This is a genomic window from Caminibacter sp. (assembly GCF_053999135.1).
Genome location: NZ_JBMXVQ010000086.1, coordinates 1 through 20197, shown reverse-complemented (window position 1 = coordinate 20197; position 20197 = coordinate 1). Strand labels below are relative to the sequence as shown.

The 20197-nt window shown below is 35.1% G+C and carries 24 protein-coding genes; 15 read left to right on the top strand and 9 right to left on the bottom strand.

Annotation, left to right across the window (positions count from 1 at the left end; genetic code table 11):
* Window positions 1-6: 6 nt before the first annotated feature.
* The 4 genes from ACXJH6_RS06815 to ACXJH6_RS06800 all read right to left on the bottom strand — a co-directional run bounded on the left by ACXJH6_RS06815 (window position 7) and on the right by ACXJH6_RS06800 (window position 3590).
* The gene (locus ACXJH6_RS06815) at window positions 7-1203 is read right to left on the bottom strand and encodes a cytochrome d ubiquinol oxidase subunit II (protein ID WP_456471010.1); all 1197 of its coding nucleotides are present in this window, start codon (window positions 1201-1203) and stop codon (window positions 7-9) included.
* On the bottom strand, window positions 1203-2795 hold the full coding sequence (locus tag ACXJH6_RS06810; protein ID WP_456471009.1) for a cytochrome ubiquinol oxidase subunit I: 1593 nt from the start codon (window positions 2793-2795) through the stop codon (window positions 1203-1205). The genes ACXJH6_RS06815 and ACXJH6_RS06810 overlap by 1 nt, the downstream gene beginning before the upstream one ends.
* A gap of 1 nt (window position 2796) precedes the next feature.
* Entirely contained in the window at window positions 2797-3027 is a 231-nt protein-coding gene (locus ACXJH6_RS06805) for a DUF4492 domain-containing protein (protein ID WP_456471008.1), read from the bottom strand.
* A gap of 176 nt (window positions 3028-3203) precedes the next feature.
* On the bottom strand, window positions 3204-3590 hold the full coding sequence (locus tag ACXJH6_RS06800) for a class II SORL domain-containing protein (RefSeq protein WP_456471007.1): 387 nt from the start codon (window positions 3588-3590) through the stop codon (window positions 3204-3206).
* A 105-nt stretch (window positions 3591-3695) separates the two neighbouring features.
* On the opposite strand from ACXJH6_RS06800, the gene rnhA reads away from it, so the two are divergent.
* From rnhA to aroC, 4 genes are read left to right on the top strand one after another with little or no spacing between them, the layout of a single operon-like run.
* Window positions 3696-4127 (top strand): ribonuclease HI, encoded by a 432-nt coding sequence (gene rnhA / locus ACXJH6_RS06795; RefSeq protein WP_456471006.1) that lies wholly within the window; start codon window positions 3696-3698, stop codon window positions 4125-4127.
* A complete protein-coding gene (locus ACXJH6_RS06790; protein WP_456471005.1) occupies window positions 4114-4893 on the top strand; it encodes an HDOD domain-containing protein in 780 nt (259 codons plus the stop codon). Before rnhA ends, ACXJH6_RS06790 begins: the two co-directional genes overlap by 14 nt.
* Window positions 4883-5563, top strand: a complete 681-nt coding sequence (gene rnc, locus ACXJH6_RS06785) for a ribonuclease III (protein ID WP_456471004.1) — start codon at window positions 4883-4885, stop codon at window positions 5561-5563. Before ACXJH6_RS06790 ends, rnc begins: the two co-directional genes overlap by 11 nt.
* A gap of 9 nt (window positions 5564-5572) precedes the next feature.
* Window positions 5573-6646, top strand: coding sequence for a chorismate synthase (aroC, locus tag ACXJH6_RS06780; protein ID WP_456471003.1), 1074 nt, complete (start codon window positions 5573-5575; stop codon window positions 6644-6646).
* On the opposite strand, the gene ACXJH6_RS06775 is transcribed toward aroC, so the two are convergent.
* Window positions 6640-7260: an MqnA/MqnD/SBP family protein gene (locus ACXJH6_RS06775; RefSeq protein WP_456471002.1), complete on the bottom strand. Its 621-nt coding sequence runs from the start codon at window positions 7258-7260 to the stop codon at window positions 6640-6642. The genes aroC and ACXJH6_RS06775 overlap by 7 nt on opposite strands.
* A 39-nt stretch (window positions 7261-7299) precedes the next feature.
* Here ACXJH6_RS06775 and ACXJH6_RS06770 point away from each other — a divergent pair, with 39 nt between their 5' ends.
* The 11 genes from ACXJH6_RS06770 to ACXJH6_RS06720 all read left to right on the top strand — a co-directional run bounded on the left by ACXJH6_RS06770 (window position 7300) and on the right by ACXJH6_RS06720 (window position 17514).
* Window positions 7300-7521, top strand: a complete 222-nt coding sequence (locus ACXJH6_RS06770; RefSeq protein WP_456471001.1) for a MoaD/ThiS family protein — start codon at window positions 7300-7302, stop codon at window positions 7519-7521.
* Window position 7522: 1 nt separating this feature from the next.
* The gene (locus tag ACXJH6_RS06765; RefSeq protein ID WP_456471000.1) at window positions 7523-7957 is read left to right on the top strand and encodes a molybdopterin synthase catalytic subunit; all 435 of its coding nucleotides are present in this window, start codon (window positions 7523-7525) and stop codon (window positions 7955-7957) included.
* A 26-nt stretch (window positions 7958-7983) separates the two neighbouring features.
* Window positions 7984-9183, top strand: coding sequence for a molybdopterin molybdotransferase MoeA (locus tag ACXJH6_RS06760; protein ID WP_456470999.1), 1200 nt, complete (start codon window positions 7984-7986; stop codon window positions 9181-9183).
* Between the two features lie 27 nt (window positions 9184-9210).
* Window positions 9211-10329: a carboxynorspermidine decarboxylase gene (gene nspC, locus ACXJH6_RS06755; RefSeq protein ID WP_456470998.1), complete on the top strand. Its 1119-nt coding sequence runs from the start codon at window positions 9211-9213 to the stop codon at window positions 10327-10329.
* An 88-nt stretch (window positions 10330-10417) separates the two neighbouring features.
* The gene (gene topA, locus ACXJH6_RS06750) at window positions 10418-12595 is read left to right on the top strand and encodes a type I DNA topoisomerase (RefSeq protein ID WP_456470997.1); all 2178 of its coding nucleotides are present in this window, start codon (window positions 10418-10420) and stop codon (window positions 12593-12595) included.
* Entirely contained in the window at window positions 12592-12888 is a 297-nt protein-coding gene (locus ACXJH6_RS06745) for a nucleotidyltransferase domain-containing protein (RefSeq protein WP_456470996.1), read from the top strand. The genes topA and ACXJH6_RS06745 overlap by 4 nt, the downstream gene beginning before the upstream one ends.
* A gap of 74 nt (window positions 12889-12962) precedes the next feature.
* On the top strand, window positions 12963-13499 hold the full coding sequence (locus tag ACXJH6_RS06740) for a metallophosphoesterase family protein (protein WP_456470995.1): 537 nt from the start codon (window positions 12963-12965) through the stop codon (window positions 13497-13499).
* A complete protein-coding gene (locus ACXJH6_RS06735; protein WP_456470994.1) occupies window positions 13496-14320 on the top strand; it encodes a biotin synthase in 825 nt (274 codons plus the stop codon). The genes ACXJH6_RS06740 and ACXJH6_RS06735 overlap by 4 nt, the downstream gene beginning before the upstream one ends.
* The gene (locus ACXJH6_RS06730) at window positions 14310-15464 is read left to right on the top strand and encodes a cation:proton antiporter (RefSeq protein ID WP_456470993.1); all 1155 of its coding nucleotides are present in this window, start codon (window positions 14310-14312) and stop codon (window positions 15462-15464) included. The genes ACXJH6_RS06735 and ACXJH6_RS06730 overlap by 11 nt, the downstream gene beginning before the upstream one ends.
* Window positions 15464-16849 (top strand): glutamate--tRNA ligase, encoded by a 1386-nt coding sequence (gene gltX / locus ACXJH6_RS06725; RefSeq protein ID WP_456470992.1) that lies wholly within the window; start codon window positions 15464-15466, stop codon window positions 16847-16849. Before ACXJH6_RS06730 ends, gltX begins: the two co-directional genes overlap by 1 nt.
* A gap of 488 nt (window positions 16850-17337) precedes the next feature.
* Complete coding sequence (locus ACXJH6_RS06720) at window positions 17338-17514, top strand: hypothetical protein (protein ID WP_456470991.1); 177 nt, start codon at window positions 17338-17340, stop codon at window positions 17512-17514.
* A gap of 251 nt (window positions 17515-17765) precedes the next feature.
* On the opposite strand, the gene ACXJH6_RS06715 is transcribed toward ACXJH6_RS06720, so the two are convergent.
* From ACXJH6_RS06715 to ACXJH6_RS06700, 4 genes are all read right to left on the bottom strand, one after another.
* Window positions 17766-19079 (bottom strand): hypothetical protein, encoded by a 1314-nt coding sequence (locus ACXJH6_RS06715; RefSeq protein WP_456470990.1) that lies wholly within the window; start codon window positions 19077-19079, stop codon window positions 17766-17768.
* Window positions 19080-19231: 152 nt separating this feature from the next.
* Complete coding sequence (locus ACXJH6_RS06710) at window positions 19232-19519, bottom strand: hypothetical protein (protein WP_456470989.1); 288 nt, start codon at window positions 19517-19519, stop codon at window positions 19232-19234.
* Between the two features lie 107 nt (window positions 19520-19626).
* Window positions 19627-19893, bottom strand: coding sequence for a hypothetical protein (locus tag ACXJH6_RS06705; protein WP_456470988.1), 267 nt, complete (start codon window positions 19891-19893; stop codon window positions 19627-19629).
* On the bottom strand, window positions 19890-20177 hold the full coding sequence (locus tag ACXJH6_RS06700) for a nucleotidyltransferase family protein (RefSeq protein WP_456470987.1): 288 nt from the start codon (window positions 20175-20177) through the stop codon (window positions 19890-19892). Before ACXJH6_RS06700 ends, ACXJH6_RS06705 begins: the two co-directional genes overlap by 4 nt.
* Window positions 20178-20197 lie beyond the last annotated feature (20 nt).

Genomic DNA, 20197 nt, shown 5'->3' with positions numbered 1-20197 from the left:
CACTCCTTAATATGCATGAGATTCTGGGTCTTGGATTTCTTCTTTTGTAATTGGACCGCCTTTTTTCATTTGGTACCATACCCACATGATGTATCCAAGAACAAATGGTACGGCAACACTAACCCATGCCATAACCATAAGAGCATACTTAGAACCAGAACTGTTTTGAATTGTCAAGCTGCTTTGTAAATCCGCGTAACTCGGATAAAAAGGTGTTCCGAAAAATCCCGCAATTGAAATAACGATGATACCGATTAATACTGTACCAAGTCCGCTAAACCATATACCTTTGTTTGAACCTTTTAAAGTTGCCAATACTCCCCATACATACAAAACAAGTCCGATTAAGAAAACAATTAACGGAAGTGCTCCGAATGATAATAAGTTATGGAGATATTTGCCATCTTCAAGATAAACTTTCCCTGAAGGGTCATGAATATCATATGCGTACCCTTTCATTGTCAAAAGACCGAATAAAACTACTAAAAGAGCTACAAGCAATACGATAAAACATCTTTTTACAGTTCCTCTTAATCTTTCTATAAGTTCAGGGAATTCATTGTTGTCAATATCGTTGATTAACCATAAGGCTCCGAGAATTCTTGCCATAGCGAATAATAAAATACCCATAGCAAGGTTAAACCATGCTCCGTGTTTAAAGTCTATTGCCGCTTCAAGACCTCTTAGGTTGAACCCGTCAGGTGCCGTTCCCCATTGAAGCACTCTTGTTACAGGGTCATATGAAAAATTACTTCCCGTAAAGAAAGTACCAACTGCAGCTCCGAATAAAACAACACCGATAACACCGTTAAAATATAAGAAAAATTTGTAAGCGTTTTTACCTATAAGGTTATTTGGTTTGTTCATATATTCATATGATACGGCTTGAAGTACGAATGCGAAAAGAATAAGCATCCATACCCAATAAGCACCACCGAAAGATACCGAATAAAATAGAGGGAATGCCGCATAAAGCGCACCCCCAAATAAAACAAGAGTTGTAAATGTAAGTTCCCATTTTCTACCAAGAGAGTTTACCATAGCCCTCTCTTCCATTTCATCTTTAGTTAAATGAAAAAGTGTTTGTCCACCTTGAACAAACGTCATAAATAAGAAAAGTCCTCCGAGTACCGCAATTATTATCCACCAATAAACCTGTAGATAAAAATGTGTTGCGTCCACTGTAATTGGTGCCCAAGTCATTAGTGCGCTCCTTTTGGTCCAGATTTAACGACCGTAAATAGGATTTTAAGTTCTGCAATACCAAGGATTACGAACGCTGTTAAGAACATAAAGAATGTTGCCTGAACGTTTTGTAATGCAATTGGTGTTACTGATTCTGCTGTTGGAAGTACTCCAAATACTGTCCATGGCTGTCTTCCGATTTCCGCTGTCATCCATCCAAAGCTTGTAGCAATCCAAGGAAGAGGTACAGAAATTACAGCCAGTTTTTGAACAAGTGCGTTGTTTTCAAATGTACCTTTTACGATAGATACCCATGCCATAATGAATAATAAAATAAACCAGAATCCAAGTCCGACCATAATATGGAATGCGTAAAATACTGGCGGTACAGGCGGATAAATCAAGTTAGGGTCAATATTTGGATTAGTAAAATATCCGTAACCGATTAAGTCCGCTTTAGTTAATTTAATTCCATATTCAGGATTTTCATAAATAACTTTATAAAAATCTGATTTTGCTGCTTCAGCCGCAGCTGTATCACCGGCTTTTTTGGCTTCATGATATTTTAATAAGTCTTCTCTTGCTTCTTTACCCATTTGTGCAAGTTTGTTAAGAGGCCAGATACCGTATTCAGGATTTCCTTCAATTAAATCTTTAAGTCCAGGTACGTATGCGTTAGGGTCTCTTTTTCCAAGAAGAGACAGCAGATTAGGAATTTCGATTTTAAATGCAAAACCTTCTTCATTTCCATTAACTTCTGTAGCTTTTAAGTCTTTAGGAATACCAATAGCTACTACAGGCGCGCCTTTTTCACCAACATAAAGCCCTTCGGCTGATGCTATTTTTGTAGGTTGAGTATTAGAGACTTCATAAGCATGTTCGTCCCCGATAACTGCCACGAAAATTGATGAAATCAGACCGAATGCCGCTGCGACAGCCGCTGATTTTTTAGCAAAATCAACATGTTTTTTTCTGAGCAGATAAAGACTTGAAATACCAAGTACGAAAATAGATGCAAGAGTATATCCGGCACTTACAACGTGTAAGAATTTAACCTGAGCCACCGGTTGCATAATTAGTGTCCAGAAGTCAGTCATTTCAAGTCTTGAAGTTTCTATGTTGAAGAAACCGAACTCGTTGCTTGGATGCTGCATAAATCCGTTAGCGATAAGAATCCAAAGCGCTGAAAGGTTTGAACCTATTGCAAGTAGCCAGGTAGATGCCAAGTGAATTCCAGGGCTGACTCTTTTCCATCCAAAGAATGAAATTGCCGCAAATGTTGCCTCCATAAAGAATGCCACAATACCTTCAACTGCTAGAGGTGCTCCGAATAAGTCACCAACAACCCATGAGTATGTAGACCAGTTGGTTCCAAACTCAAATTCGTGAATAATACCTGTAGATAAACCAAGTGCAAAGTTAATTCCGAAAATTAACTGCCAGAACTGAGTAATTTCTTTCCACTCTTTTTTTCCCGTTTTTACGTAAATCGTTTCAAAAAACGCCACGATAAACGACATTCCAAGTGTAAACGGTACGAAAAAGAAGTGAAACAGTGCTGTCATCGCAAACTGGGCTCTCGCCCATTCAAGCATGCTGTAATCTACCATGCTATTCCTCCTTTTTTTGTTTAGAGGTTGTAACTTTTGTAAGTTGTTTTACATAAAGGTTTTTTAAGTTTTCTTCCCCCTTTACTTTTGAAGTAATAGTAGGGAAGAAGAAAACTTTCAACACTACAAAAATTACAACCAGTTTGATAATAATAATGACCCAGAGCTTACGCCCTAGGTCTGACAGGTTTTTAAACCCGTCAATGTAAAAGAACAAAATTCGTTTAAACATAAGCCCTCCTTCGAGGCTACCAAAAATTATATATCAAAAAGTATTTAAAATCAAGAAAAATTAACAATAAATTAATCGAACTTTTTAAAAAAAGCTGTAATTGAATATTCATTTAGGGGCAAATGTTTAAATAAATGACATAAATATGACATATCCGAAAAACAGGGAAAAAGAAGTTATTCGCTAACGTTAACTTCTTTTACTTCGCTTTCCCATAATCCGTGTTTTGTGCAGTAACTCATAGCAGTTAATTTGAGCTTGTTTTTTGTAGGAATTATATAAAAATCTACTTCAACATGGTCTTTTTGGTTTCCAAGAGTCCCAGGTGTAAAAGTGGCTTGTCCAAGTAAAGTATCTCCGTCCCATAATTGAACATATGCTATATAATGGTCAAAATCGTCAGGATGAGCGTATTCGTTTCCTACTTTTACTTTTACTTTGAATTTTTCACCTTTTTTTGCTGTGTCTTCGCAAATTACAAACGGTGAATGTCTGTCGATATAATCTTTTTTGGCTTCTCTGTCGATTTGAGAAATGTCTTGATATCTGTTGATTTTTGGCATTTGTGCCTCCTTTTGATAAAATTTGTAAATTTATTATAACACAAAAAGTCAAAAAAGATAAAATAACTCTTTTATTAACTGATAAAAAATATTAAAAGGTAACATGTGAAAAAAGTTGAAATTTTTACGGACGGCAGTTCTCTTGGAAATCCGGGACCCGGTGGATGGTGCGCTATACTTAGGTATAAAAATTATGAAAAAATTTTAAAAGGGGGAGATGAACATACCACTAACAATAAAATGGAATTAAAAGCCGTTATAGAAGCCCTTAAAGCGTTAAAAGAACCTTGTGAAGTTGATATTTATTCCGATTCCACCTATGTAGTAAAAGGAATAAACGAATGGCTTGAAAATTGGAAAAAAAAGAATTTTAAGAATGTAAAAAACGAAGATTTGTGGAAAGAATTTATTGAGGTTAGCAGACCTCATAAGCTTAATATGTTTTGGGTAAAAGCTCATAACGGACATAATGAAAACGAAAAATGTGATAAAATTGCAAGAGACGAAGCGTTAAGGAGAAAAATTGCTGATAAGTAAAGAGGAAATAGCTAAATATTTAAAAGAAATTCCACCGGTGCCAGAGAGTGTTCAGGCCTGCCTTAAATATTTAAAAGAGGGAGAACTTAAAAAAGCGGCCTTAGAAGCGGATAAAGATTTTGTTTTAAAAAAACAGATAGAAAGTGTAGTAAATTCCGCTTATTTTTCTCTTCCTAACAAGGTTAAGGATACCGTTCAGCTTTTTTCAATGATAGGTCTTGAAATGGCTAAAAATCTGGTCTATTCTTATCTTGTATCTCTTTTACAGCCGAAAGAGTGGAAAATTTTTAAAAATTTTAATTTCAGGGATTTTCAGGCCAGTTTTATGAAACATTTTGAAGATTTCAGTATTTTTGAATTTAGAGAGAGCGAGTATAAAAAATATTCCGAAATAGGAGCCATTGTTCCGGCAACGGTGTGTGTTTGTGATTCTCTTTTAGGAGATAAGAAAGAAAAATTGGAAATTGTACTTAATTCCGTTCCTTTGGAATACGGTACGCTTCTTAAAAGAATGACGGGTTTTACTCTTTTTGGACTGGCAGGAGAGATTGCTAAAATGTGGGGATTGGAAAATGATAAAATAAAAGTGCTTGAAAGCGCCGAATGTATTAAATGCAATAATAAAGTTTCAGCCCTTACGCATTTTTTGTTTTTTTATCTGAGTTCAAAACCTCAGTTTATAGATATTAATTCTTTAATAGAATTTAAACCCGAATGCGTTGATTTAATACCAAAAACATATAAAAGGATAATAAATGGTAGCTGAAGAATTACAAAAGAGCTTGGGGTATGAGTTTAAAAACGAAAAACTCTTAACCGAGGCTCTGACACACAGAAGTTATACTAAAGATTTTAATAATGAAAGACTGGAGTATTTAGGTGACGCCGTTTTGGATTTGATAGTGGGGGAGTATCTTTATCATCTTTTTCCGAATGCCGAGGAGGGAATACTTTCTAAGTTAAGAGCGGCTCTTGTTAATGAAGATGCTTTTACCAAACTTGCTAAAAGACTTAATCTTGGAAAATATATTTTTTTATCTCCTGCGGAGGAAAATAACAAAGGGAGGGAAAAACCTTCGATTCTCTCAAGTGCTTTTGAGGCTTTAATAGGGGCTGTATATTTAGAAGCCGGTTTTGACAAAGCAAAAGAAATAGCCCTGAGACTGTTAAAAGAGGAATTTCCGGTAATCACCCCGGAAGAACTTTTAAAAGACTATAAGACAACCCTGCAGGAAATTACACAGGCTCATTTTGGTGTAGTGCCTGAATATAAACTCATAAGCGCTACGGGACCCGACCATAAAAAAGAGTTTGAAATAGGCGTGTTTATTAACGATAAAGAGTATGCAAGGGCAAAAGGAAAAAGTAAAAAAACAGCCCAGCAAGAGGGTGCGAGGCTAACGATAGAAAAGCTTAAGAAAGAACTAAATATTTAAAGGTAATATATGTTTAACAGTTTTGGAGAAATATTCAGGTTTACGACCTTTGGTGAATCACACGGAAAAGCTATCGGGGTTGTGGTTGACGGTGTGCCTGCTGGGGTGAATTTTGATGAAGAGTTTTTAAGAGATGAACTTGAGAGAAGAAGACCGGGTAAAAACAGATTTGCCACTCAAAGAAAAGAGCTTGATACTCCTGAGGTTTTAAGCGGTGTTTTTGAAGGTAAAACAACCGGTACTCCAATTTCAATCGTGATTTTCAATAAAGACCAAAAGAGCGGGGATTATTCAAACATAAAAGACATTTTCCGCCCGGGTCATGCCGATTTTACATATTTTCACAAATACGGCATAAGAGATTACAGAGGTGGGGGCAGAAGCTCCGCTCGTGAGACTGCTGCTAGGGTGGCTGCGGGAGCTGTTGCTAAAATGATTTTAAAAGAGCTGAATATAGAAATAGAGGCTGGAACTGTTGAAATCGGGGGAATAAGAGCGAAAAAAGAAGATTTTAAATATGCCAAAACTTCTCCGCTTTTTGCTCTTGATAAAAATGCGGAAAAAGAGTGGATAAAAATTATAGATAAAGCCCGCGAAGAGCATAATTCCCTAGGAGGTGTTGTAAAACTGAAAATAAAAAACCTCCCCGTAGGGCTTGGAGAACCGATATATTATAAACTTGATAATATTTTAGCAAGTGCGATGCTTAGCATAAACGCAGTAAAAGGGATATATATAGGCAATACCGAAGCTCATAAACTTACAGGAGCGGAAAATAATGATGAAATAAGTAAAGAGGGTTTTTTAAGCAATAACGCTGGAGGCGTACTTGGAGGTATTAGCAACGGTGAAGAGGTGGTGCTTGAAATATATTTTAAACCGACTCCCTCAATTTTTAAACCTCAAAAATCCGTGGATATATACGGAAATGAAGTGGAAGTGAATCTAAAAGGGCGTCATGACCCGATTGTAGCGGTTAGAGGTAGCGTAGTGGCTGAGGCGATGGCCGCTTGCGTTGTTGCTGATATGCTGCTTTTAAATATGACAAGAAAAATGGAATATATAAAAAAAATTTATCAATAATTTTTGGTAAGTTCCCGGGCTTTTTTCCAAAAAAGTTTTAACGCTTTTTTTTCTCTCCATCCGAGTCTGTAATAAATTATCTTATCAAGGTATTCTCTTGCTTCTTTTGGGGTAATTCCTATTCTTTGGGCATATTTTTTTAAAGTCGAATAAGGGATTTTTTGTTTATGCTTTAAAAATTCATTAATAAGTTTTTCGTATTTTTTATAATCTTTATTAACGCAAAATAGAGCGAAAACAAAAGGTAGTTTATATTCTTCATACCAGAGTTTTGCCAAATCTTCGCAGTTTTTTTCTTTTAACGCTTTATCGCCTATTACCACTTTTCCTTTTTTTTGTAAAATTTTTGCCAAAACGTTAGAAGTGGCAGATTCATAATCTTCTCCCTCCCCTTTACATAAAAGAACGCTTCTTACTTCTTTTTTTGCTGCAATTCCGACGGGAAAACATTTTTTGTTTTTTCCTTTAATCGAAGAGATAAAAGCTGCGTCAATTTTTCCTTTTTCAAACCATTCGTTTATTTTAGAAGGGTAGGATTTTTTAATTTTTATATTCTTTTTTTTCAAAAATTGATAAAATGGCAAAAGGTTTAAGTAATCAATATGTCCTAACATATGAGCCTTTTTATTGGAATTTTAACATAAAGGAAAAATATGGTAAAAGTGGAATTTTTAGGTCCGATAGGAAAAGAACCTATAGAAGTAGAGGCGGGGTCTTTAAAAGAATTAAAAGAAATTTTAAATAAAGACGATTCTTTAAAGCCATGGCTTGAAAACAGTGCGGTGGCGGTAAATGATAAAATTGTCCAGGATTTGGATGTTGAGCTTAAAAATGGAGACAGGGTGGTAATTCTGCCGCCTGTTTGCGGAGGCTGAGATGGTAGAAATTTTTAAAGGCGGAATTCCCGTAATAGAAACGCTTGAGAGATGGTATGAGGAGTGCAAGCTTGAGGGTTATGGGGCTATGATTCCGTTTATCGGAATTGTAAGGCCGGATAACGGTATTGAGGGGCTGAGTTTTGATTTGTATCTTCCGATGCTAAATGAGTGGTTTAAAAAATGGCAAAATCTAAAAGAAGCGAAAATTATGATGGCTCACAGTTTTGGAGATGTTATGGTAGGGGAGACGAGTTTTTTATGTGCCGTATTTACAAAACACAGACGCGAGGGCTTTAAATATTTAGAAGAATTTGTAGAAGATTTTAAAGCAAACGCGCCTATTTGGAAATATGATTTAATTAACGGTAAGAGAATTTTTGCAAAAGACAGAGCGAAAAAACTTCCGGGTGCGGGTATATTAAGTGAAAAATGAAAAGTGAAAAGTTATAAGGAGTAAAAATGGCGCATATAAGTTTTGAAGAGTCAATAAGAATATTAAATGAAAATCTCCCTGAAGTTAAAGGAAGTGAGAGGGTATTTTTGGAAAATGCATTAAATAGAGTGCTGGCGGAGGATGTTGTAGCAAAATACGACAATCCTTATATGCCAACAGCCTCAATGGACGGGTATGCCGTAAAATATGAAGATATCGGTAAAGAAATTAAAATTATAGGACGAAATCCCGCGGGTACTTTTGAATATAATGAAATAAAAGAAGGAGAGGCCGTTAAAACATATACGGGCTCGTTTATGCCAAAAGGGGCCGATACGCTTGTGCCGATTGAAAATGTTGAAGTAAGCGGAGATATTTTAAAAGTAATAAAAAAAGTCCAAAAAGGTTTTTCCGTAAGACCCGTAGGGGAAGATTTTAAAAAAGGTGAAGTTTTAATAAAAAAAGGGACTTTGTTAAAGCCGGGTGAAATCGGAGTGCTGGCATCCCTTGGAGTACCGGTTGTAAGTGTCGTTAAAAAGCCTGTAGTATCCGTGCTTGCCACAGGAGAAGAGGTTGTTGATTTGGATGAAGAGTATAAAATGGGGCAAATCAGAAGTTCAAATAATTATACTTTAACGGCCCTTGGCAGAAATTTCGGTTTTGAAGCTCATAATCTCGGCATTGTAGGTGATAATAAAAAAGCAATAAAAGAAAAAATAGTTGAAGCCCTTAAAAACAGCGATGTTGTAGTGACTACCGGGGGAGTCAGTGTGGGGGATTTTGATTTTGTAAAAGAGATAGTGGGAGAATTTGAAGTTTTGTTTCACGGGGTTAATATAAAACCGGGGCAATGGGTAATGCTCGCACGCGCAGGGGATAAATATATCGTATCTCTTCCGGGATTTCCTTACAGCTCTTTTGTTACGTTTTTGCTTTATGTAGTGCCTATTTTAGAATCTCTTGAAGGAAAAAAAGTTCTAAGAAAAATAAAAGCCAGACTCTCTCACCCGTTTGAGAAAAAATTTGCCAAGTATCAGTTTGTGGCTGTGAATATCGAATATAAAGAGGGGGAATTTTATGTGGATACTTTTGGAAAAAAACAGGGAAGCAGCGGAATTTTGACAAACCTTATTAATAATAAAGCCCTTATGTGCCTTCCTGAAGGTTTATATAACCTTGATGCCGGTGAAATGGTTGATGTTTTGGTTTATGAAAGAGTGATTTAGATAAAATTTCATTAAAAAAGGATATATATGGAAAATATTAAAACTCCTGCGTATGTTATCGAAGAAGAACTGCTGGAGAAGAATCTTAAGGTCCTTGAGAGGGTTCAAAAAGAAGCGGGTTGTAAAATTTTGGTTGCTTTAAAAGGCTATGCTACATGGGCTACATTTGATTTACTTGAAAAATACTTGGCAGGTGCTACGGCTAGCGGTCTTTGGGAAGCAAAACTAGCTCAAATGAAACCGTGGGAAGTACATACTTACTGTCCTGCTTTTAAAGAAGACGAAATCGATGAAGTAGCCGATATTTCCCATACGGTTGTTTTTAACAGTTTTAATCAGCTTGAGAGATTTGAGGAGAGGGTAAAAAATAAAGCGTTTATAGGCCTTAGGGTAAATCCCGGGGTATCAAGCTCCCCTGTACCTTTATACGACCCGTGCGCTCCATATAGCCGCCTTGGTATTACAAAGGAAAATTTTAAAGCCGACAAACTTAAAAATGTCAGCGGTCTTCATTTTCACGCACTGTGCGAACAGCTTGACACTGCCCTTGAAAAAACCCTTGAAGGATTTGAAAAGAGGTTTGGGGAATATCTTAAAGACATGGAATGGGTGAATTTTGGAGGAGGCCATCATATTACCCGTGAAGGGTATAACGTAGATAACCTTATAAAAATAATAAAAGAGTTTAAAACCAGATATCCTAATATTAAAGACGTATATCTTGAACCGGGCGAAGCCGTCGGGCTTAATGCTGGATATTTAGTGGCTGAGGTGCTTGATATTATCGATAACGGAATGAAAATAGTGATTCTTGACACCTCGGCCGAAGCTCATATGCCAGACGTTCTTGCCATGCCTTACCGCCCGAATGTAAGGGGTGCCGGAAAACCGGGGGAGAAGAAATACACTTACCGCCTCGGGGGAGTTACATGTCTTGCGGGAGATGTTATAGGGGATTACAGCTTTGATGAGCCGTTAAAGGTTGGAGATAAAGTGATTTTTGAAGATATGGCTATTTATACGATGGTAAAAAACACGGCTTTTAACGGAATTAAAATTCCAAGCATCATTATAAAAAGAAAGGACGGCTCGCTTTGGACTACAAGAGAATTTCACTTCGAAGATTTTAGAGACAGGCTAAGCTAGTCTTCTTTATTGTTTATATTTTATTAAGTTTTAGCTTTTGGTTTTTGTAACTTTGATATAATAGCGCCAAAAAAAAGGCTTACAGTTTATGGGAAAAAAATTAATAATAGTCGAATCTCCGGCAAAAGCAAAAACCATTAAAAATTTTTTAGGCAAAGATTACGATGTAATAGCCAGTAAAGGTCATATAAGGGATTTGCCAAAAACTTCTTTTGGTATTAAAATAGAAGAAGATAAATTTATTCCTCAATACAGAGTTACAAAAGACCATCAGGCTACGGCAAAAGAACTGAAAGAAAAAGCTAAAAAAGCCGATATTGTTTATATAGCCACGGATGAGGACAGAGAAGGGGAGGCTATTGGGTTTCATATAGCCCACGTAATAGGTAAAAAACCGGACGAACTTCCAAGAATAGTATTTCATGAAATTACAAAAACGGCAATCAAAAACGCTCTTGAAAATCCAAGAACGCTTGATATAAACCGCGTAAACGCTCAGCAGGCAAGAAGACTTCTTGACAGGATTGTAGGATATAAACTCTCTCCTTTATTAAACAAAAAAATTCAAAAAGGGCTTAGTGCCGGAAGAGTTCAGAGTGCGGCGCTTAAGCTTGTGGTGGATAGAGAAAGAGAAATTAAAGCGTTTAAACCAAAAGAATACTGGACAATAGAGGGTATTTTTAAAAAGACCGAGGGCAGTTTAATCAAATATCACGGTAAAAAGCTTGATAAATTCGATATTTCAAATAAACAACAGGCGGAAGAAATTGTAAAAGAATTAAAGCCTCTTACATATGAAGTGAGTAAAATCGAAAAGAAAATCACCTCTTCCAAATCACCCGCTCCTTTTATGACATCCACTTTACAGCAGGTTGCAAGCAGCGAGCTTGGATTTTCTCCCAGACGTACCATGCAAATAGCCCAAAAGCTTTATGAAGGGGTGAAAACCCCGGTGGGTGAGACGGGAATTATTACCTATATGAGAACGGACAGTCTGAATATAGCAAAAGAAGCCCAGGAAGCGGCGGCGGAATTTATAAAACAAAATATAGGCGAAGAGTATGCTGAGCCTAAAACATACGATAAAAAAGCAAAAAACGCCCAGGAAGCCCACGAAGCCATAAGACCTGTGGATGTAAGGCTCACCCCTGATGATTTGAAAAAATATCTGACAAAAGACGAGCTGAAACTTTATACGCTGATTTATAACAGGTTTTTGGCAAGTCAGATGAAAGACGCTAAATTTGAAACCCAAAACATTTATCTTACAAACGATAAAGGGGAGTTTAAAATATCCGGTAAAAAACTTATTTTTGACGGATTTTATAAAGTTTACGGACGCCCGAGCGCCGATACGCTGCTGCCTGAATTTAAAGAAGGAGAAAAATTAAAACCTGACGATGTTAAAGCCACCCAGCATTTTACAAAACCGCCTGAGAGATATACCGAAGCCAGTCTTATTAAAAAACTCGAAGCTCTTGGAATCGGAAGACCTTCTACATATGCGCCTACTATTACTCTTTTGCAAAATAGAAATTATGTTGAGGTAAAAGATAAAAAACTTCATCCGAGTGAAATTGCTTTTACGGTGATTGAAACGCTTGAAAAGCATTTTCCGGATATTGTGGATGCCAATTTTACGGCCAATATGGAAGAGATGCTCGATAACATCGCAGGAGGTAAAAAAGACTGGCAGGAAATGCTAAAAGAATTTTACCATCCTTTTATGGAGCTTATTAAAAAAGGCGAAAAAGAGATACCTTCTCAAAAAATTGCAAAACCCACAGGCGAGCTTTGCCCTAAATGCGGTGAGCCTTTGGTAATCAGAAAAGGGAGATTCGGGGAATTTATAGCGTGTAGTGCGTATCCGAAATGTAAATATACAAGACCTCTTGAGGAAAAAGAAGAAAAAAAGGTTGATGTAAAATGCGATAAATGCGGAGCCGATATGGTTATAAAAAGAGGAAAAAGAGGTGAGTTTTTAGCATGCAGCAATTATCCTGAATGTAAAAACACAAAACCTCTAAATCCGCCGGAAATCTTAGAAGATGTCAAATGTCCAGAATGCGGAGGCGATATCATAAAAAGAAAAGGTCCAAGGGGTGAATTTTACGGGTGTGCAAATTATCCCGAGTGCAAATTCATTTCAAAATTCAGACCTGTAAACAAAAAATGTCCCGAGTGCGGATATCTGATGGCCGAGAGAACTTACAGAGGCAAAGAAGTATATGAATGTATAAAATGTAAAACAAGAGAGGAAAAATGAATAAATTTGAAATTTTAAAAAAAGTAAAAAAAGAACTCTCAAAAGAAGGTTTTTATATTTTAGGAGTTGTAGGTTCTTTTGCCAGAGGAGAGGATTATAATGATATTGATATTATTTACGATACGGATGAACGGTTTGAAAAAAGATATGTAGGATGGGATTATTTTATTAAATTGGAAGAGATTAAACAAAAGCTACAAAATGTTTTAAGCAGTAAAATCGATTTAATTAATAATTCTTCTATGAATAATATCGCGAAAAAGTATATGATGAAAGATTTTTTACATGTTTGAAGCGAAATTGGAATTTGTTTTAAAAATGATTGATGATATAAATTTTATTATTAAAAAACATTAGAGGATAATAAATGAGAATAGGACTAATGAGCGATACGCATAAGAAACTAGGGCGTGCTAAAAAAGCCGTCGATTTGCTTATGGATAAAGGGATTGAATTTTTGGTTCATGCCGGGGATATTGTAAGAGAAGAGCTTTTGGAGTATATAGAAAGCAAAGGACTAAGATATGTAGCCGTTCTTGGAAACAACGATTTTCATCTTTATAGTGTAGTGGATAAGTATGAGCTGGTAACGGAGCCTTTTTATTTTAAACTTGCGGGTAAAACGTGGAAACTTATGCACTATCCTAAATATATTTTCCCGCTTGATACGGATATTATCGTTTACGGTCATACGCATGATGTTGATATTACATTTAACGGTAAAAATTTAATTCTTAATCCCGGCGAAGTTTGCGCCAGGGACCATGGATTTTCCACCTGTATGACTCTTGATATTACGGATGAGAAATATATCGTAACGCTTTATTACAGAAAAATAGGTGAAAAAGAATGGAAAAATAAAATTAAAGAGTTTTTAATTCCTCAAAACGGAGAAAAACAATGATTTATCTTTGTGCGATAAGCAATATACGTTCGGGCGCGTGCAATGAAGATTGCAGATTCTGTACGCAGAGTGTAAAATGGGGTGCCGATATTAAACGATATAAAGAAAAAAGTATTAAAACCATAGTAAACGAAGCAAAACTCGCCAAAAAGAACAAAGCCTCAGGTTTTTGTCTTGTAACAAGCGGAAAAAGCCTTGATGAAAAAACGCTTGAATATGTATGCCGCGCGGCTAGAGCGGTAAAAAAAGAAGTGGATATTACGATAATAGCCTGTAACGGAACGGCAGATAAAGAATCTTTAAAAGAGCTTAAAAACGCGGGGGTAAAAATATACAACCACAACCTTGAAACAAGCCGTGAATATTATCCGAAAATATGCTCGACCCATACTTGGGATGAGAGGTTTGAAACATGTGAAAACATTAAATCCGCAGGGCTTCGTCTCTGTTGCGGGGGAATATTCGGTATGGGCGAAAGCGATGAAGATATACAAAGTTTTATAAAATCTTTAAAAAAATTAAATCCCGAAGGAATTCCGCTTAATTTTTTTATAGAAAACCCTAAACTGCCTTTAAAAGCGACTCATAATAAAAAATTCGCTTTAGAGATTGTTAAAAAATTTGCCAAAGAATTTCAAAATTCCATTATAATGCTTGCGGGTGGAAGGGAAATAGCTTTTGGAGAAAATTGGATTGATGCTATAAAAGAGGGCGCCAATTCTATTGTAATAGGTGATTATCTAACTACTAAAGGCGAAAAACCGGATAAAGATTTGGAAATTTTAATTAAAGAAGGATATCAAATAGCCGATGAATGCTGATATTGTTTTAATTATAACCCTTTCCGTTATTTTGCTTATATCCCCTTTTATAAGCAACTTTTTAAAACTCCCTATTTCTATGGTTGAAATTACTCTTGGAAGTGTTGCGGCGGCTTTTGGGTTTTTGCATGATAATGAAAGTTTTAAACTTTTGGCTGAAGTGGGATTTTTATATTTAATGCTTTTGGCGGGAATGGAAGTTAATTTAAAAGAACTTTTAAAGCTTGAGAAGGAAATTTATAAAAAAGGTTTTGCTTTTTTACTTATTTTGTACGCCCTTTCATTGTTTATTGTTTTTGTTTTCGGGTTTTCAAAAATTTTTATAGCTATTTTGCCTCTTATTTCCATTGGATTGATTTTGTCCATACAACAGGAGATAGGCAAAACCAATTGGCTTAATCTTGCCCTTCAAATCGGGGTTATGGGAGAACTGCTCTCTATTTTGGTATTGACTGTTATAAGCGGTTATTTTGAATTTGGTCTTACCGAACAGCTGCTTTTAAATATAGCTATTTTGTTTGTATTTTTGTTTTTGCTGGGAATTGGTTTTCTTCTTTTTAGAAGTCTTCTTTGGTGGTTTCCAAAACTTAAACATTTTTTAATGCCGGGGGTTGACAAGTATCATCAGGACGTAAGGATTGCTATAAGTATGTTTTTTATTATGATAGCCGTTATGATAGTGCTTCATTTGGATGTGGTGCTTGGAGCGTTTGTGGTAGGTGTGTTTTTGACGACTTTTTTTGACCATAATCACAATCTCGAACACAAACTGGCACCTTTTGGTTTTGGGTTTTTGATTACTGTTTTTTTTGTTCATGTGGGCAGCAGTATAAATATTAAAGATATTAATTATGATATGATAGAGGATGCTTTATTCATTACGTTTTTGATGCTGATTTTAAGAATTGTAAGTTCGTTAGTCTTTATAAAGGAGCTGGGATTAAAAAATACGGTAATGTTTGGGATGAGTCTTTCTATGCCTCTTACGTTATTAATTGCAACCGCGACTCTTGCTTATCATAATCATACGATAAGCGATTACTGGTATACGGTGCTTGTGTTTACCGCCGTTTTGGAAGTTATAGTTGTTATGCTTGGTGTTAAGTTTATAAATAAGTTACAATTTCAAAAAAAGGATAGTTAATGGTAGTTACTCGTTTTGCACCATCACCAACTGGTTATTTACATATAGGCGGGTTAAGGACGGCTCTTTTTAATTGGCTTTGGGCTAGGAAAAACAACGGAAAATTTAGACTTAGAATTGAAGATACAGACCTTAGCCGTAATAAACAAGAGGCGGTGGATGCGATTTTAAAGGCTTTTAACTGGGTTGGAATGAAATGGGATGATGAAGTTGTGTTTCAAAGTGAGAGATTTGACGTTTATAAAAAATATATTGATGAGCTTTTAGAAAAAGGGCTTGCTTATAAGTGTTATCTGACAAAAGAAGAGCTTGAAAAAATAAGAGAAGCCAAAATGAAAGGACAGCAGCCTCCTATCGATATCAGAAAATACAGGGATTTTAAAGGGGAGCTTGATAAGCCTTATGTAATCAGATTTAAAGCGCCTTTAAGCGGGAAAATATGTTTTGAAGACGGGGTAAAAGGCGAACAGTGCGTGGATGCCAAAGAAATAGAAGATTTCGTAATAGCAAGAAGTGACTGGACTCCTACTTATAATTTTGTCGTAGTGATTGACGACCATGAAATGGGAATGACGGATATTATAAGAGGAGACGACCACCTCAGAAATACATTTAAACAGCTTCTTGTTTATAAAGCGTTTGGCTGGGATGTGCCAAATTTTTATCACGTACCTATGATTCACAACGAAAAAGGCGCTAAAATGAGTAAGCGTGACGGGGCGGTGGATGTTATGGAATATAAGCGTGAAGGATATCTGCCTGAAGCTCTTTTAAACTTTTTAGTGCGCCTTGGCTGGAGTTACGGAGACCAGGAGATTTTCAGTATTGAAGAGATGATAAATCTTTTTGACCCAAAAGACATCAATAAAGCCCCAAGCCGCTTTAACAAAGAAAAACTTGACTGGCTGAATTCCCATTATATTAAAAACTCTCCAAACGAAAGACTTGAAAAGCTTTTAAGGGATGATTTCGGAGTTGATATAATTGACCATGACAGAAAAGAGATTTTAATTGACGAGCTTAAAGAGAGGGTAAAAACCCTTAAAGAAATGGCAATAGAGATTGAAAAAATATTGACGCCTCCAAGTGAATATAACGAAAAAGCCGTTAAAAAGTTTTTAAAAGACGAAGTATTAAGTAACCTCAGAGAATTTTTGGTGTTTTTAAACGACAAAGACCCTAAACTTCCGCCTGAATGGCACGATGTTATGGACGAGTTTTTAAAACAAAAAGGAATTAAGCCGAAATTTTTAATGCCGCCGCTTAGAATCGCAATGGTAGGAGATACAAAAGGAATAGATTTAGCCGCAATGCTTAGCATTCTCGGTAAAGAGGAAGTCAAAAAAAGAATCTCATCACTTCTTGCCAAATTCGAGGTTTTTTAAACCTCCCCTCTTTTTATATAAACTGTGCTATAATCTTATATAAAACAAAAAGGGGTTGTTATGACTATATCTGTCGGAGAACTTCAAAAAACATTTCGCTTTTTAAAAAAATAAAAGAGTCTATTATTGTTGTTGATAAAAGGACGAATAAAAAAATCGCCAAAATAGAACCTATTGAAGAAAAAGACGATATGAAACTTTTAGAGAAGATTGTAGAAGGGTTAGAACCTCAAGATAAAGTAGCCACGAGAGAAGATTTTGAAAGGGTATATGAAGAACATTTGAGGGAAAAATATGGTTTTGATTGATGCGAATTATATTATAAGGCTTTTTTCAAAAGATGAGAATAGACATTATCAAGAATCAAAAACAACTTTTTGAAAAAGTAGCAAAAAAAGAAGTGGAAGTGATTGTTAGTGAGGGTGTGTTGATGGAGTGTTTTTTTGTGTTAAAAAAAGTTTATAAATATACAAAAGATGAAATTATTGATGAGTATTTTAGAATTACAAAACGTTGTAAACGAAGATAAACTTATACTGATTTATACTTTAAATCTTTTAAAAAAACACAATATCGATTTTATTGACGCTCTTCTTTGTGCAAAAGCCAATTTTTACGGGTATGAAGTAAGAAGTTTTAATAAAGATATTAAAAAGTGTCTTTAGTTTTTATACCAAAACACAAAACAACTCTTACATTCATCTTTTCTTGGCACTGACTAAATACGTTCAACAAGAGTGCAAATTTTTTAACACTTCGAAAAAGCTAAAAAGTGCAGACGCAAGCTCCCTTCGGGTTAAGTGCACTTTTTTTAACGCTTTTTCTCCGTTAAAATTTGCAATTGTTTCACTTTATTTAGTCAGTACCTTTTCTTTCACCCCTAAAATAAATGTTTGATTTGTTTTGGGGATTGGTATTACTCTCCTATTTCATTGATGTTAAAATTGCATAAGCTTGTATTGGTTTCTCCTACATCAAAAACATGTCCATTACATGATGCATTGAATTTAAAATATTTTTTTAATCTATTATTTGTATTAAAAATCTTATCTCTTAATTTGTCATTTATAATAGCATTATCAATTGTAAATTTTACTGCTTGGTAACCTTTTAAATTTAGTTTCTTGGCTTTTTCAAATAAAATATTGTTTTCACAATCAATCGCATTATTAATAATTTTGGAAGTTTCAAATACAGGATTTTCTAAGATTTTTTGTGCAGCTTTTGTATATTGCATAGCGATTGCTATTTTTATTTTCGGGTATTTTTGGATTGAATAAGTTTTTAGTATCCAAATCTCCACATCATCCCTAATACCGTTATTATTCGAATCGATTCCAAGAAGGGTTTCGTTATTCTTTTTTTCATCAGGCATAGGAGGTAGAGTGTTACATACAATCAGTTTATACATATTTTCAGGTTTTTGATATTCTATCCTTACTCCAAAATCAATTAATTCTCCATCTGCGTGAATTGCCCCTTTTACTAAACTGCTCGGATTTGCTTTTAAAGTAACATCCGAATAACCGTAAAGATAAAAATCACCTCTTAATTTTCCTTTTGTTTCAATACTGAAATTATCAAGTGAGTAGATTAAAAGAGCATTTGGATTGTTTTTTTCATTTAAAGAAATATTAAGAGGAATCGGTTTATTGTTTTTTATTTCAAAGTTTTTTACAAAAATTCTACTGTTATTTGGTGTTTGAATCTTAAATCCGTTTTTACAAACTCTAAATGAAGGCATTCTTTCATCATCACTAATTTTTATATCTTCAATATAATAATCACCTCCTTTAAATATTAAAGTAGCACTTCCAGTATTATCAGTAATTGATTTTATTTTTTGAATGTTTGTAAGTGATTTTTCTGTATAAGGAGCTTTGAATGTGATGGTTATATTTGGTTTTGTAATGATTATTTCTCCAATGTCGGATGAATTTATTTCCATATTTTTATCGGCATAAATCACGTTGTCACTATTTGAAATTTTAAAAGTAATTTCAGGTAGTTTTTTGTTATAATTCTCACTCTCACACAGACCTTTTAGAGGATTAATTGAAGTTTTACAAATAAACTTTCCTTCTATTATCGGCGAGCTTAATGTATTATCAGCATTTTTAAGCTTCGCCATTCCTTTTATCTTTGTATTTGAGCTTAAAGCGTCCGGAAAGTAAATTTCACAGCTTATTCCTAATACTGCGGCTAAAAAAATCGCTGTTAATTTTTTCATGTTTTCTCCTTTTTGTTAATTATAAAGCGTCAAAGCATGAAAGTCAACTAAAAATAGATAGGGGGTAAAGTTACATTTTGTAACTTTTTGAAGAAAAAATATTTTTAAAGACAGGGTGAAATGAGAGTAGTATATGAAAGCAAAATAGTACATCACTTCTTGCCAAATTCGAGGTTTTTTAAACCTCTTTTTGGTATAAATAAAAACACTACAAACGCAATAAGTGCGTATATCACATCAAACCCTAAAACCGCAATAATCACACCCATAGAAATTACGGCTAAAAGAGAAGTTTTTGTTTTTAATATGTTAAGTGCCGCAATAGATACCAAAAAGTATATAAGCACAAAAACGCCGTTTGAATATGTTATAAGCAAATCTATTTTAAAATCAAATAGAAATTTTAAAATACTAACCGTTAAAATAATCCCTATAATCACAAAAAGAACCTTTTTAAATCCGATATTTAGAGTCGTTGAAAGGCGAGTTAGGGATGCAACGTATAAATTCAGAGCCATAATGCAGATTATAAACGCCACAACCGCCATTATTTTATCGGCGTAAGTTTTGTGGCATATCCAATTTTCTCTCCAAACGCCTCCTTTACAAACGTGGCACTCCCTCCGGCACTCGGATACATAATAATGCCGAGCTTTCCGAATACAAATGCAACAGGAAGTATCATCAAAGCCATAACAAACCATAAAACAAGCGCCGCCCAGCCACTGTATGTCGCACTCAGAGCCGGAACGATAAAAACGCCGATTCTAAGAAGCGTAATTACAATACTGGCGATTCCCTGAATTAAGTTCATAATATTTTTACACCTTTTTTCGCTTCTATTTCAATCGGGCGGTTGGGGTTTGAGCTTATTATTAAATCAACGGGTTTAAGCAGGGTTTCTTCAAGTTTTGCTTTAAGTCTTAGTTGCATTTTGTATTCAAATCTTTTTTTTGGTATTACGTATATGTCAATATCTCTTCCTTTTTTATTTAAATCGGTGCGGCTTCCGAAAATGTATATTTCACATTCTCCTAAATACTCTTTTGTCATGTTTTTTATAATATTAATCTCTTTTTCACTTAAACGAACGGGCATCTATTTCCTTTATTATTGTT